Below are 14,725 nucleotides of genomic sequence, written 5' to 3' on the forward strand. Positions count from 1 at the left end.
AGATCTTGCCCGTCGGGTTGGCGACCTGGAGCTTGCGGTCGAAATCCACGTCGATCGTGTCCGGGGCGTTCGGGTTGTACTTCAAGGCCCGGTCCGCCGCGATCACGTTGAAGGTCTTGACCGGCGCATCCGCCGGGCAGAGCGACTTCGCCGAGGCCGGGACTTCATCGTGCCCCGGAAGCTTTTTCAAATCCGGAACCTCTTTATCCAGCACGCGAAGGATGCCCCAGCTCCCCTCCGAAAGATGAGAGGCCCGGCCGTCAAAGTGCAGATAATCCCCGGCCATCTGTTGGGGCCCGCCGGCCCTGGTGACCAGGTCGTAGCGCTCGGCGATTCCTACATGATAGGCATTCCTGAAATCGGAATGTTCCGCGTAACGCTCCGTCCGGAAGGCATGGCCGGCGATGTGCCACGTGTGACTTTCATTCATCATGACATGCAACAACCGGAAGACAATGGGGTCTCCCACGTAGGCCCGCAGAAGCGGCGTCCCCGGATCTTTTCCATAGACCCGGGTGGAAAAGACCATCGACGGCTCCGGTTTGAACTTCAATCGTTTGGCAATCGACTCGGCCCGGAAGAAAAATCCACCGCCGGTGGTGTGCGTCCCGCCGTTGAGCATCGGGACCGCGACCAGATCCAGGTCGTAAGGCATCTGAAAGAAGAGCGCCTGCCCCGCGTCGATGGCGGCCTTGACCGTCTGACCCGGCGGATTCCCCGCCGTCACGACCTGCGCGGTATAGGGCACCGTGTCATGAAGATACTGAACCATCTCCCGGAAGCTGCCGTTCACCCCGTAGCCGACGGGCTCGGTGGTATGGATATCGGCGATCGGACCGCTCCGGATTTCCTTGCCGGTCTTCGGATCGTGATAGGTCGAACCGAAGGGCTCGACGATCAGGCCGCCCACCGCTCCATGCGGCCAGGTGGTGCCGCCCAGGGCATGGTCGTGCCAGAATACCGTGCCCAGGTCGGAATCCACCCAGTAGCGGTATCGAACAAACTCCACCGAGGCGATCTCCCCCTTCTTATGGGCATGCTTCAGCGGTTCGGCGAACATCAGCATATCTTGCTGAATTTCCCTGATCCACCGGACCTCGGAGGCATTCACCTGCTGCATTCCGATCATGATATCGGTTCCGACATGGAACTTCGTCGCCCCGTCCGGCATCTTGATCTTGACGGCGGTCGCCCCGGCCTTGACATCCTCGGCCAGGACGGCGTTCATCGGCACCGGCAATCCCGCCTGTTTCTCTTTCTTCATCTCGGTGAACGGGCGGACCGACTGCTCGTAGGAGAAGCCGGTGATCACGCCGTCGGAAGACTGGTTGTCGAATTGAATGAAGTGCGGATGGATGTTGATCTTCGACATCTGGAAATTCGTCGTGTCGTTGTCCAGCCATTCGCTTTTCAAGATCACGTCCACGCAGTCATAGACGTTGGCACGGTAAACCAAGGGCCGCGCCAGATTGCTGTTCGCCCGGACCGCCGCCTCCTCTTCCTGGAGGACGTAGATCGTGCCGTGTGGATCCACCACGGCCTTCTCTTTGCCGATCGCGTCGTTCATGGTGATCGGCGTCTCGATAAAGTGGATCGTGTACTGCTTTCTCCCCGCGTTCTCGGGGCAGAGACTCCAGCGTCCCTGTTCTCCCGGTCGGGCCGGAAGGGTCGTCTCCATTTTGGGCGCGCCGACGCTTCCCGGATCGGTGGGCAAGGCCCCGGTATTCTTGTCCATATGAATCGGTTCCAGCCACGGGGCCGGACCATGATGGCGTGCGAACGGAACCCGTTTCCCCAAATGCGGCTTGAAATGCGGCCAGGCCAATTTTCCCGTCTTCTCCTCAAACAGGATCGCCGGCCGTTTCCCCGGCATCGGGGAGCTGTACTTGGGCCATGGGAAGGCACCGGTCACCTCCGGTTCACCCATCGCCTTGTTCCCGTCCCAGGACCAGTCCCATACCGTTGCGTCATAGGCCTCGATCTGGCCCTTTTCATCCGCGACGTTTCCCGGCTGGCCGGCCGGCGGAAGCATCATCTTGACCCAGTCCTTAATCGACACATCCGGAATTTCCTTGGAGAAGTCCGTTTTGTCGGCGGTGATGTTCCATTTCTTGTCGTACCAATCCATCGTTTTATCGACGAGCTTGTCGGAGGTTACGGCCGGCTTCATCCGGCCTTTCCGGTCCGGGAGCTCCTGAAGCGCCGGCATAATGTCCGTGCTTTCGGAGGGATATTTCCCGGTCTGCAGCGTGTTGTACACCCGCCAGTATGACCACATCCCCGCGACATAGTGATGCGCCACGTGGCAGTGGAACAGGAAGTCCCCCGCCAACTGCTGGCAAAGACCGGAACCGCATTCGGTTTGAAGATCCAAGGCCTCGGTGGGCCCGATCACCTCGACATCCACGCGGTCGGAGGTGGTCCGGACCTCGGGATATTTCACCGGACCGTTTCCGGCCGCGGTCATGAGGAAATCCGCCTTCCCGTCCGCCTTCGGCTGACGGAGCCACCGGATCGACCCGCCATGCGGATGGTGGGAATGGAATACCTCGCCCCCGCCGTGGACCAGGCGGAACTTGGCCGGGTCCCCCATGTAGGAGCGGGGAAGCGGCGTGGGAACATCGCCGAAGGTGTAGGCGCTGTAGGCCATGGACTCATCTTCAAAATGGAAGTATTTTTCCTGAAGCGCCAGGTTGTTGATCCCGAACGGCTCGCTGCGATAATTGAGCGCGCGCGCGGAGGGACGATAGGCGTCAGTGTTTGGATCCCTCTGTGGGATCATTTCGCCCGCTCGGTTCAAGGGCCGAAAGGACTCATCCCCGATTTCATGATAGAAAATCACGAATTCCCGGAAATCCGGCATGTTGGGATTGGCGATCATGACCTCCCAACCGCTCTTGGTCTCCTTCCCGGTGATGGCGTCCAAATAGGTGGAACCCATCGGCTCGACGATGAAGGAGCCGATCATTCCGAGGCTCGCCTGTTCCCGGCCGATGTGGCTGTGCATGGCATGGGCACCCTCTTGCTCATCCGGCCGGATGTACCATTCAAAAACCTGGCTTTTACCCGGTTTGACGGTCGAATCGGGATTGGCCGAGGTCGCCGGCTGACCGGTGGCCTTGACGATCGTGCTGGAACCATGGATATGCAGACCGACGTCCTCTCCATCCAGCTGGTTCCGGAGGGTGATGATCACGCAGTCCCCCTGGTTTCCGCGGATGTTCAGCGGCTGGATCATGTCGGTCTGAAGGCCGGTCGAGACGGCGCCGGTACTATATCCCGTTGCTTTGCGGGCCTCCCGGTTGGCCTTCTCTTCATCCCGAACCTTCTGAATATTCTCGCTCAGGACATACATATACCCGGGGTGATAGTCCAGCCATTGATTCAGCGTTATCTCCACATTGATGGCCGAGACATCGTACTCCTTTGTCGGGACGCCGGCCGGGCAGCGCCCGCCGGTCGTAACACTTTCCCCCGCCGGCGCCGGACCCAGGAAATAACTCCGGTCCATCTGCTGCGCCATGCTCATGTCGTTAAAGGGTCCCGGGTTTCCGGCATGGCCCGCGTGTTCACCGGACCCTTTGGCGATCTCGTCCATAAGTTTTTCCATGGCCGCATTCACCTGGTCCTCGTGGCCCGCATGGCCCTCGGCCGTATCTTCCCGGGAAATCTGCTCCTTGAATTTCGCCTTCCAGTCGGGAGAGGGCTGCGAATCGGCCGACGCCACCTCCGTATGCGAGTGTCCCTCTTCCGCATTCGCGGGCGGGAGCGAAACGGCGCCCCCGGCAAACGATGTCAGGAAACACACGGCAATGAGCGCTGCCGCTTTCCTAAAACATCCGAAGTACGATATCTTCATGACTGACCTCCTTTATCCCCGTGATTGGGTTTGTTCACTTCGTCGATTTCCTTCATCATTATTTCATCACGGCGGACATGAGATCTTCCACCGTGGCGTTTATTATCCGCGTCTTGTCGTAGATCGTGAGTTGATTGGCCTCCAGGGTGCAATGGACGACCCGTGTGTGATAACGGGAAACCAATTCCTGCAAAAGGCATTGATCCTCCGGACTGCTTGTCTCTCTGAAATCCACGACCACTTCCGGCTTGAAGGTTCCACAGATTTGGTGCGCCGTTTTCACATCCGGCACTTTTTCGATTACCAAGTGGTCCTTCTGCGCATCCAGCAGGCTGATTATTCCGGTTCCAAACAACGATTGCGTCGTGATCAAAAGAAGCCGCCGCTTTTGCACAAGGCCCTCTGCGGAGATTAATGATTCACACGTTACTCCAGGATCAAAGGCCTTGTCTATTCCGCGGATGGTCTATTTTTGACGGGAAAAAGGGTTATTCGGATATAGCTCTTTTGGGGGAGGGGGGGGTCGGAATTATTTATGATTACAGTCTGCCGATGCTTGTCCGGCGGGCGGTGTTTCGGAGGACGAGCGGCAATTAGTTAGTGAAACGATGGACGATCTCCACCACGGCCTCAACATTTTCGACCGGGGTCTCGGGCAGGATTCCATGACCTAAATTGAAAATATGACCGGGCCGGCCTCCCGCGCGGCGGAGGATGTCCTGAACGCGTCGTTCGATTTCCTTCAACGGACCGAAAAGGGCGACGGGATCAAGGTTCCCCTGGATCGCGACCCCCGGCCCCAAGCGCCTCCAGGCCTCATCCAGGTTGATTCGCCAATCCACGCCTATGACATCCCCGCCGGCGTCCCGCATCGATTCCAGAAATCCGGAGGTCCCCGTTCCGAAATGGATCACGGGAACCCCTTCTTTCTTCAGGGCGGCGATCATCCGACGGGTATAGGGCAGAACATGTTCGCGGTAGTCCTCCGGGCTGAGACAGCCCACCCAGGAATCAAAAACCTGGACTGCCTGCGCCCCGGCCCGGACTTGAGCCCCAAGGTAATCGGCCATCGCCTCGGCGAGTTTCGTCATCAACTTTTTCCAGAGCTCCGGTTCGTGCAGCATCATCCGCTTGGTTCGAAGGTAGTGATCGGAGTGGCCGCCCTCGATGATGTAGCTGGCCAGCGTGAATGGCGCCCCGCAGAACCCGATCAGGGGAACCTTACCGTCGAGTTCCCGCCGGACGATTCGGATCGCCTCCATCACGAACGGCGTCTTCTCCTCCGGCTCGAAGGGCTGGAGCGCTTCGACCCCCGCCGCGGTGCGCACCGGATTATGGATCACCGGCCCCTCGCCCTTGGCGAACTCCAACTGAATCCCCATCGGCTCCAGAGGAAGAAGAATGTCGGCGAAGATGATCGCCGCGTCCAGGTTGAAGAGCTCGATCGGCTGAAGGGTCACCCGGGCGGCCAGATCGGGGGTTTTACAGATCGTGAGGATGGAATGGGTTTTCCGGATCTCCCGATATTCCTTCATGTACCGTCCGGCCTGGCGCATGAACCAGACCGGAGTTCGATCGACGGGCTTTCTTTGGCAGGCAAGAAGAAAACGATCGCTACGGCTCATCGTTAATTCCATTTTTGGTTATTTTCCCGACCCGACCACCCGAAAGCGGTGTTTTAAGGCCGGGCGAGAAAAATTTAAATCATTGTACCAGCCGGGAAGTAGGGTGTCAATCCGGATTCAGGGCCACGATGGATGAAAAATTAATTAGATATCAGTAGGATACGAACGTGGAAAACTACAATATATTAGCCTCGGTTGCCAACGAAACTGATGCAATCCGGGATTTTATATACCAGCGACGATCCAGGATCGTTAATGCTCCACCAAGACGGCACCGACCCTATTCCATATATATTGTTCATCTTGACAGGCCACCCTTCGATGGTAAAATTATATTGATGACAAACAATCCGGAGCCTTTGTTAAAAATGAACCCTTCCAACCCCTCTTTCTCAGGCAACGGAAAACCAAAAGTCGCGCTGGTTCTATCCGGCGGAGGCTCCAAGGGGGCCTATTCGGTCGGGGTTGTGAACGCCCTGTGCGAACGGGGAATCCACCCGGACATCGTCTGCGGGACGAGTTCGGGCGCCCTCAGCGCGGCCATGGTGGTCGCAGGCGAAGAGAAAAAACTTCTTGAGATCTGGAAGCACCTCACCACCGAAAAAGTCTACTCGCGAATGTGGAAAATGTCCTTTATCGCTTCTTTCTTCAGTAATTTCACCTATCCCTTTTTCTCCTCTAAACCGCTCCTGGACCTGATCCGCGAGAGCGTGGATTTCGAAAGGATCCAGAAAAGCTCAAAAAAACTGATCGTCAGCGCCTTCGACTTGGTGACCGGGAAGGTCCTGCGATTCTACAATGACAGTCCTCACCTCGATCTTTGCCTTCTGGCCTCCGCGAGCATCCCGGTGATCTTTCCGCCGGTCCGTGTGGGCGACCACGTCTTGGTGGACGGCGGCGTCACGGACAACGTCCCTTTCAAGGCGGCGATCGAAAACGGCGCCACGAAAATCTACGCGGTGATCAACAGCCGAAGGGAGGATTTCGCCAATAAAAAAATCCGCAACAACCTTGCGCTCACTATCACGCTCCTGGAGGCCAGCCAATATGCCATCCTCCTCGACGACGCGCAACACCTGAACCGGATCAACAGCCTGTACCCCCGGGGCGAGCTTCATCCGGTCGAGATGGTGCTCCTCCAACCCTCGAAAAGTCTCGAACTTGGAACACTGGAATTCTCCAACAGTTACAAGCTGAATCGGGCGATTGAGCTGGGATACGAAGACACGGTGAAGTTCCTCTCCGTCAACGCCCCCGATAATCCGCTGGCCATAAAAGCGTAGCCCATTCCACCCTTCTCCGCCCTCTGGGCCAAGGCATCATTTACCTCGTCTGAAAGTGCCGTTGTCTCGCTCGCGTTCCCCGTAGGATCTACCCAGCGAGCAAGGCGAGCGAGAGCGGGAGGACTTCGGCGGGCTCAATCGAGCTGCTTCATTCCGCCTAGCCGGTGAATGCAAGGATCGGGCTTTGCCCGTCCGAGCGCGGGGCGTGGGGGCATCGGAGGAGCGGAGCCCGCGCGAGCCCCCGCAGATAATAGCGGCGACGTGAGCCCCTGTAATTGACTCCAGGCCGCGTGTGTGTTAAATCATACTCATGACACGACCTTCTCCTCCGCCCCCCCATCAGCTCGAAGAGCGTTCTTGGACCCTGGAAGAGGCCTTTGATTATTGCGAGCGCCTGGCCACGAGCCATTACGAGAATTTTCCGGTCGGCTCCCGTTTCCTTCCCAAAAGACTCCGGCCCTATGTTCACAGCGTTTACGCCTTCGCGCGCATCGCGGACGATTTCGCGGACGAGCCCGGGATGGTCGACACCCTCCGTCTGGCCTTTCTGGAGAACTGGGAAAATCAACTGCTCCAGTGTGTCTGGCGAAAACCGCAGCATCCCGTCTTCATCGCGCTCAAAGAGACGATGGAGCGGTTTGATCTGCCCGTAGCCCTGTTTCAGGACCTCCTGACGGCCTTCAATATGGACGTAACCACGAAGCGCCACACCCGGTTTGAGGATCTCCTGAGGTACTGCCGCTACTCCGCCAATCCGGTTGGCCGCTTGGTCCTGCTGCTTTTCGGCTGCCGCGACCCGGAGCTTCACGCGCTTTCGGACTCGATCTGCACGGCGCTCCAACTGACCAACTTCTGGCAGGATGTGGCCATCGACGAAAAAGACCGGGTCTATCTTCCGCTGGAGGACATGGCGAAATTCGGGTATCGCGAGGAAGACTTGAGCGCGCACCGGTGCAACGAGGGCTTCCGAAATCTGATGCGGCACGAAATCGCGCGAACGCGGGAGCTGTTTCATCGGGGGCGCCCCCTTTGCGACCGCGTCGGCCGCGATCTCCGTTTCGAACTTCATCTCATATGGAACGGAGGAATGGCCATCCTGGAGGGGATCGAGCGCGTGGATTACAACGTCTTTGACCGCCGTCCCGCCATCGGATTGAAAGACAAGATCGCCGTGCTGACAAAAGCGGCGATCGCTCGGTACGCCCCGCACGGGAATTCATAGAGAATGTCGGTCCAAGCGGCTCAGAGCAGGCATCGGGAAAGCAATTTCGCGCCGTCGTTTCTGTTCCTGCCCGGACCCCAACGGGAGGCGATCGAGCGCGTCTACGCCTTTTGCCGGGCCTTGGACGACGTTTCCGACAGCGCGCTGAACCCGGAGGAAAAAAAACGCCGTTTGGAATTCTGGCGGGCGGAATTGAGCCGATGTTACGACGGCCGGGGAACCCATCCGATCATCCTGCCCCTGCAGAAAACCGTGAAAGAATTTCGCCTGACCCGGACCCATTTTGAAGAGCTGATTCAGGGGGTCGAGATGGATCTCACGACCTCGCGCTACGCCAATTTCGTCCATCTCTCCCAGTACTGTTACCGAGTCGCGGGCACGGTCGGATTGATCTGCATCGAGATTTTCGGCTGCCCGGACGAGCGGGATTACGCCGTCGCGCTGGGCATCGCGTTTCAGATCACGAATATCCTCCGGGACGTCAAGGATGACGCGCAACGGGGACGGATCTATCTCCCCCAGGACGATCTTCGCCGCTTCGGCTACACCGAGGCCGAGCTGATGAAATCGGCCTACAACGAACCCTTCGTGGAGCTCATGCGGTTTGAGGCCGAACGTGCCGGCGACTACTTCCGCAGGGCGGCCGATCTGCTCAAGCCCGAACACCGACGGCAGCTCATCGCCCCCGAGATCATGGCCGCCATCTACTCGGCCCTTCTCCGAAGGATCCAAACCGTCCGTTACAACGTCTTTGAACACCGCGTCCGCCTCTCCAAACCCCGCAAACTCGCCCTGGCCGTCAAAACCGCGCTGATGATCCGGACCGGAATCGGTCACCCGATCCCAACATGAAAACGGTTCTGATCATCGGCGGTGGATTTGCCGGTCTGTCGGCCGGCGTGGCCCTCGCAGATCGGGGTGCGAAGGTCGCCGTGATCGAGCAACGGCGGATTCTGGGCGGCCGGGCCTACTCGATCGAGGACGGGGCGACCGGCGAGCTGATCGACAACGGCCAGCACGCGCTGCTGGGCGCGTTTCATGAGACGCAGAAATTTTTAAAATCCATCGGCACGGAGAACCTCGTCCGCTATCAGGACCGCTTCCGGATGGTCCTGGCCGAACCCGGCGGCGGCCGGATGGTCCTAACCGGATCTTCTCTGCCCCCGCCGTTTCATTTGTTGACCGGCGTGGCCGGCTGCCGTGGCCTTTCGGTAAGAGACCGCCTGCACCTGCTTCGGGCCGGGGCCTCGATCGTCCTGAAACGGTCGCTTCCGGATGCGATGACGCTCAAAGAATGGCTGGACCGTCTTCATCAGCCGGAATCGCTCCGTCAGCGCTGGTGGTACCCCCTTTCGATCTCGGCCCTGAACGAACTCCCCCAGCGGGCTTCGGCGAACCTGTTTCTCCGCGTTCTGCGGCAGACCTTTCTCGGATCGCTCCGGGATTCCTCCTTCGGGATCATCACGGTCGGGCTGGGCGACCTGTACACCGAGCAGGCCCGCGGTTTCATCGAGGCCCGCGGCGGGGAAGTTTATCTGAACGCCCCGGCCGACCGCCTCGCTTTCTCGAACCGAAGATTCGAGGCCCTCGTGCTGCGCAACGGCGGGGCCATGACGGCCGATTACGCCGTCAGCGCCGTGCCGCATCATGCCTTGCGAAAATTGTTGTCGCCGGAGCTCATGGACAGCGGCGGGCCCTTCGAGGCGCTCGGCCATTTGGGAGACTCGCCGATGGTCTCGATTCATCTCTGGTTTGACCGGCCGGTGATGGACGAAGAGTTCATCGGCCTGATCGACTCGCCGATTCAATGGGTCTTCGACAAGTCTCGCCTTTGGAACAAAGACGAAACACGGGCCGGGGCGCTGGCCTGCATCACGAGCGGGGCTTACGATCTGATCGACCGGCCGCGGGACGAATTGATCGCGCTGGCCCATAAGGAATTGGCCCGCTTTTTCCCGGAAGTTCGGGAGGCCAAGCTGATCCATTCCCGTCTGATCAAGGAGCGCATGGCGACCTACTCCTGCACGCCCGAGGCCGAGCGATGGCGGCCGGATCAGAAAACGGCCTACGAGAATTTCTTCCTGGCCGGCGACTGGACCCGCACCGGACTCCCGGCCACGATCGAAGGCGCCGTGACCAGCGGTCACCGCTGCGCCGAATTAATCCTCCGGTCCGGATAGAACCCCACGCGCAATCCCTCATCGGAAAGAATAATACCAAGCAATCCCCCTTGCGAACGTTGGGTCAAGGGAAAAATCGCTGCCGCATTCCATTTAGGCTCGTCTTCGTGTAAAATAGTTCTTCATTGTGCATAATCCCGTAAAATGACGACTCAAACCTCAAAAAATAAAACGGTTCATCCTAAGAAGGTTTCCGAATTCCGTCCCGCGTGGTGGCTTCGCGGATCGCACCGTCAGACGGTCTGGCGAAAACTGTTCGACGGCGCCCCTCTGCCGTCGTACCGTCGCGAACGGTTTGATACCTCCGACGGCGACTTTGTCGATCTGGACTGGCTCGATTCTGGGGACCGGTCCGGCGGGCGTCCCTTGGTAATCGTCCTGCATGGACTGGAAGGGTCGTCGCGATCGCCGTACGTCCCCGGATTGCTTCGCGAGGCGGCCCGGCGGGGTTGGGACGGCGTCGCGATGAATTTCAGGTCCTGCAGCGGCGAGCTGAACCGTCTTCCCCGGTTTTATCACTCCGGAGAAACCGGGGACCTGAACGAGGTGGTCTCGTCGTTGACCGCGCGTCGGCCCGGCCGTCCGATCGCAGTGGTCGGTTATTCGCTGGGGGGAAACGTTCTTTTAAAGTGGCTGGGAGAACAAAGGGAGAAGGCCCCGGAATCACTGCGGGCGGCGGTTGCAGTCTCCACCCCGTTCGACCTGGCGGCCGCGGCTTATCGAGTCGACCACGGCATCCACCGGATCTACGGACAGGTCTTTCTTCGAACGCTCAAGCAGAAGGCGCTCATGAAACTGCAAAGATATCCCAACCTGCTGGATCCCAGGGCGGTGGTTCGAAGCCAAAGCTTCGCCGAGTTCGACGGCTGTGTGACGGCGCCGCTCCACGGATTTTCGAGCGCCCAGGATTACTGGACGCGTGCGAGCGCCACGCCGTGGCTCGAAGAAATCCGAAAGCCCACCTTATTGCTCAGCGCGTACGACGATCCGTTTCTTCCCGCTTCCTGTCTTCCTCACGACGCGGCGGCCCGGTCGCGCTGGCTGACGGCCGAATTCACGCCTTACGGCGGCCATGTCGGGTTTGTCGAGGGACGTTGGCCGGGAGCGGCCACCTACTGGGTCGACCGCCGAGTGATGGATTATCTGGATTCCTGGCTCTGATCAGCGGATCAAGGAACTTTCCCTAAATACCAGCGCTGGCGTTCACCACTGCCCTCTTGTTTCAAAATCCTCACCAAAATTCTATGCAACCGTTCATTGATTTTCTTAAATTATCGGCGTAATCTTACCGAAGTTCAAAAACAAATATAAATGATCAGCCATCTCACAATGAGCATCCGAACTCCGGCTAGGGCAACTTTAAATATACTTATTGGGTTAATTTTAGCGGGGTGCGCAACGCCCACGATAAGTAACAATATAAATATATTGGCCCTTGAACCAGGTAAAATAGGAAATCCGAGTTTGTCAGGGCTTTACTTGATTGGAGGGAAAGCATTGGATTTCGGAAATAAGATCATATGTAAGGAGGACGGATCGTGTGCCCTGTTTGGACATAGTTTTAAGAGCTTTGGTGAAACAACAGATTATTTCGCGGCGATTATATCACCTGACCATCAGTTACTTTGGGCGAGGACCTATGGTGGAACTAATAAGGACGTGCTGCGCACAGCTATAGCCACTTCGGATGGCGGTTATTTATTATTAGGAAGTAGTCAGAGCCTATTCTTTACTGGACTTAAGGTAATCAGCCCGAGCAGGCCAGAACGTCCTTTCCTTCTTAAAATTGATGGATCTGGAATCCCACAGTGGGCTGTTACAATTGACATAGGGGCAGAGTTTGTATTCGATGTGATACAAATGCATGATGGGAACTATGTACTCGTAGGTGGTGCTAAAAATAGTACAAGTACGGCACTTAATTGGGATGTCGTGGTTATAAAGTTGTCCAATTCGGGCGATCAAATTTGGGCAAACTATTACGATCTTGGTTATAATGATGTCGGCTATGGCATAGTAGAAGAGAGTAAGGGAAACTTGGTTATAACGGGTTACACAAAACCAGACGTTGCCGACGGTGATACTTTTGTGTTGAAGTTAAACTCTAATGGAGCTCCCCTGTGGTCAAAAGTTTACCAACTGGAACATGAGCAAGTGCCTCTTTCTTTGTTAGAAGATGAAGATGGCAGCTACCTTTTGGTTGGTAACAACAAAGATGGCAGGAGCAAAAAGGAAATTTTTGCGGCCAGGGTATCTCAAGATGGTGGTTTAATTTGGTTCCGGTCTTATCGAGGGGCTGATGACGGCGAAGTAATCTCAATGATTAAAGGATATCATGGTGATTTTCTCTTAGTTGGGCGAACAGGAAATGTCAAAGACAGACATCAGGATGGTGCAGCCATATTGATCAACAACACCGGACAGCTAAAGTCTGTTGTACTGGTCAACGGAAACACATTCGTTGATGGGGATGCAAATGTTGAATTGATGTCCGCCTCTAAGTTTTCATTGGAAAGATATCTATTATTCGGTGACACAGAGCACCTAAAACCATCGGACGTGGATATGGTTTTCATGACCTGGAACTCTTTAAACAGTGATTTAAATAATTCAAAATCAGGTTTTATCCAACGTGACCTTAAAATAAAAGAACGAGAAACACAGGTCAAAGCAATGCAAGCTCAACTCAGGCACACCGCGATTCCTGTCTCACAAATTGAAATTAAAACCTTATCTGTAGGAAAATTAGATTGACCTGAGATAAGTCACCGGAGCAGTAAAACCAAATACGGTTGTTTTTGAATCACAGATTCAGCGTTGAAAACGCGCATTGTTTTCAGAGGAATTTTTGCTCGCTCTGGGATATGTTTTTGGAACAGCATAGCAACCAGTTTTTCACTGAACTGGAATCAATAAGAAATGATTTACGAACCCGGATCGCTAGATCAACTTAATTTTATAGTCATACCGACTGAATTGGTGGCATGAACTCGAGGCCGAAAATGTCGGACCCTGCGTGGATATAGGCATTCACGGCACAGAACCTGATCGCGAGGATGACCCTCTGTACGTCATCCCCCCTAAGCCTCTCGATGTACCGGCCCTCGCAGGCCCACTAAACAAAGATCGTCGAGAAGATCTTCAGATCTTGTCGTTTGCATTAGCTATATCTCTTACGGTCGACGGCGGGCATCCTATCGAAATCAGGCCGGGCGGAGACCCGCCCGACCGTTTCATCAGAGTTAACGGACGAGCCCAATCGGTCGAGCTAACTGAGTTGACTGTTTTCGACGTCCGACGCGAATTCGCGCAGGCTCGCAAACTGGGCCGCGATCTTCGTGAACGGCTCAGAACCGTTGCTTCGCGCTACACGCATCTGGTTGGTCGATTGGTCGTCATATCTGTCTTGCCCGGCGAGCCGCTTCCAGGCGATACAAAAATCTTACTCGACAATATCTGCGTCTTATTGGAAAAAGACCAAGGCTGCGTCGGCGATGGAGTAGACCTCACAAAAGGGCTGCCAGACCCTTGGCCAAATGACCGCGGGTTCTACGGACAATCCGGCCCTGTACACGTTCAAGTCTATCGTGACGGTCTCCCTAACGAGATTTTCGTATCCGGAGCGCACCAAGCCAATATTCGACTGAGCCAGGCGATCCATGTGTTGGAGTCACGAGTGCGTGCCAAGGACACGCCTCCGAATGAAATACTTGTGATGTCCTGCGGGCTGCCTGACGATCGGGGATATCGGTGTGGACCGGATTCATTTATCTTCGAGTTCATCTCGAAACACCGCGACCGACTCCAGCTTTCACCACAGCACCTTAAAAGCATTTTTTTGCATCATTGGGGAACGTCTGCATGGTTGCAGCTCTATAGGTCGGAAGAGTCGCCCCCATGGCCACCGATTCCAACGGGAGGTCGCCCCGCGGTATGACTTCTTAGTCCACCGGACCGGGGCTCGCTTCGCTCGCTCCGACGGGTGACCGCGATCGTAGTACGCTCCTTCTTCCAGAAACTAATAATTTCAAGGCATTTGGCTCTTAAGCATTGGTAGGTGAAAGCCACGAGAAAAAAATTGTGCTCATTTTGTGCTCAAGCCCGCCACTCTCAGGCCTACCCCATCCTATTCTACCCAATTAGCGTTTTTTTATAACTCTTGGTTAGAATTGGATTTAATGGGATAGAGTAGGATGGGATAGATGGCTTGAAATTATTAGAAGGCAGATGCTCCAGGATTGTTTGGTCAGGCTTTTAGATCGAGAAAAGTCCCGCGGGTCCGTTTCGAGGAGTTTTAACCGGGGAGAGGGAGGGACGGTGAGGTTGCAATTGAGCCCAGGGTCTTTTCCTCGGGTGCATCGGAGGCCCTGGGAACCGACCCTTTGGTCGCCTCATTGATCAGGAGCGGCAAAACCGCGCTGGCGCCGATCACGGCCCCGTCAAGGAGCGAAATGGGAGTAAGCCCGAGCAGTCTTCGTAGGCCTGGAACGAACAACGCGACACCTTGCAGAAGCAGGGTCCCGCCGAGGGAGAGCCACAGATAAGGGTTCGAGGGA

The 14,725-nt window shown here is 56.5% G+C and carries 10 protein-coding genes; 6 read left to right on the forward strand and 4 right to left on the reverse strand.

What is annotated here, in order from left to right; genetic code table 11:
* The 3 genes from VMN77_06870 to hemE all read right to left on the reverse strand — a co-directional run.
* The coding region (locus VMN77_06870) for a multicopper oxidase domain-containing protein (protein HTN43504.1) at positions 1 to 3,859 on the reverse strand (3,859 nt) is incomplete at its 3' end.
* 58 nt (positions 3,860 to 3,917) lie between these two features.
* Positions 3,918 to 4,253 carry a hypothetical protein gene (locus VMN77_06875; GenBank protein ID HTN43505.1) on the reverse strand — a complete coding sequence of 112 codons (336 nt, stop codon included), beginning with the start codon at positions 4,251 to 4,253 and terminating at the stop codon, positions 3,918 to 3,920.
* 199 nt (positions 4,254 to 4,452) lie between these two features.
* The gene (hemE, locus tag VMN77_06880) at positions 4,453 to 5,484 is read right to left on the reverse strand and encodes a uroporphyrinogen decarboxylase (GenBank protein HTN43506.1); all 1,032 of its coding nucleotides are present in this window, start codon (positions 5,482 to 5,484) and stop codon (positions 4,453 to 4,455) included.
* A 368-nt stretch (positions 5,485 to 5,852) separates the two neighbouring features.
* Here hemE and VMN77_06885 point away from each other — a divergent pair, with 368 nt between their 5' ends.
* The 6 genes from VMN77_06885 (at position 5,853) to VMN77_06910 (ending at position 12,923) form a co-directional block, all read left to right on the forward strand.
* On the forward strand, positions 5,853 to 6,767 hold the full coding sequence (locus VMN77_06885; protein HTN43507.1) for a patatin-like phospholipase family protein: 915 nt from the start codon (positions 5,853 to 5,855) through the stop codon (positions 6,765 to 6,767).
* 310 nt (positions 6,768 to 7,077) lie between these two features.
* Positions 7,078 to 7,989 carry a squalene synthase HpnC gene (gene hpnC / locus VMN77_06890; GenBank protein ID HTN43508.1) on the forward strand — a complete coding sequence of 304 codons (912 nt, stop codon included), beginning with the start codon at positions 7,078 to 7,080 and terminating at the stop codon, positions 7,987 to 7,989.
* Between the two features lie 3 nt (positions 7,990 to 7,992).
* On the forward strand, positions 7,993 to 8,841 hold the full coding sequence (gene hpnD / locus VMN77_06895; protein ID HTN43509.1) for a presqualene diphosphate synthase HpnD: 849 nt from the start codon (positions 7,993 to 7,995) through the stop codon (positions 8,839 to 8,841).
* On the forward strand, positions 8,838 to 10,169 hold the full coding sequence (hpnE, locus tag VMN77_06900; protein HTN43510.1) for a hydroxysqualene dehydroxylase HpnE: 1,332 nt from the start codon (positions 8,838 to 8,840) through the stop codon (positions 10,167 to 10,169). The genes hpnD and hpnE overlap by 4 nt, the downstream gene beginning before the upstream one ends.
* Before the next feature lie 144 nt (positions 10,170 to 10,313).
* Positions 10,314 to 11,330, forward strand: a complete 1,017-nt coding sequence (locus VMN77_06905; protein ID HTN43511.1) for a hydrolase — start codon at positions 10,314 to 10,316, stop codon at positions 11,328 to 11,330.
* Positions 11,331 to 11,480: 150 nt separating this feature from the next.
* Positions 11,481 to 12,923 carry a hypothetical protein gene (locus VMN77_06910; protein HTN43512.1) on the forward strand — a complete coding sequence of 481 codons (1,443 nt, stop codon included), beginning with the start codon at positions 11,481 to 11,483 and terminating at the stop codon, positions 12,921 to 12,923.
* 1,540 nt (positions 12,924 to 14,463) lie between these two features.
* Here VMN77_06910 and VMN77_06915 read toward each other — a convergent pair.
* Positions 14,464 to 14,725: cation transporting ATPase C-terminal domain-containing protein (locus VMN77_06915; GenBank protein ID HTN43513.1), on the reverse strand; the 262-nt coding region annotated here is incomplete at its 5' end.

This window comes from Nitrospiria bacterium (assembly GCA_035498035.1).
Lineage (GTDB): Bacteria > Nitrospirota > Nitrospiria > JACQBZ01 > JACQBZ01 > JACQBZ01.

Excerpts from the sequence above, each read along its gene's own strand:
- hemE (HTN43506.1), bottom strand. The coding sequence starts at position 5,484 with ATGAGCCGTAGCGATCGTTTTCTTCTTGCCTGCCAAAGAAAGCCCGTC.
- VMN77_06885 (HTN43507.1), top strand. The coding sequence starts at position 5,853 with ATGAACCCTTCCAACCCCTCTTTCTCAGGCAACGGAAAACCAAAAGTC.
- hpnC (HTN43508.1), top strand. The coding sequence starts at position 7,078 with ATGACACGACCTTCTCCTCCGCCCCCCCATCAGCTCGAAGAGCGTTCT.
- hpnD (HTN43509.1), top strand. The coding sequence starts at position 7,993 with ATGTCGGTCCAAGCGGCTCAGAGCAGGCATCGGGAAAGCAATTTCGCG.
- hpnE (HTN43510.1), top strand. The coding sequence starts at position 8,838 with ATGAAAACGGTTCTGATCATCGGCGGTGGATTTGCCGGTCTGTCGGCC.
- VMN77_06905 (HTN43511.1), top strand. The coding sequence starts at position 10,314 with ATGACGACTCAAACCTCAAAAAATAAAACGGTTCATCCTAAGAAGGTT.
- VMN77_06910 (HTN43512.1), top strand. The coding sequence starts at position 11,481 with ATGATCAGCCATCTCACAATGAGCATCCGAACTCCGGCTAGGGCAACT.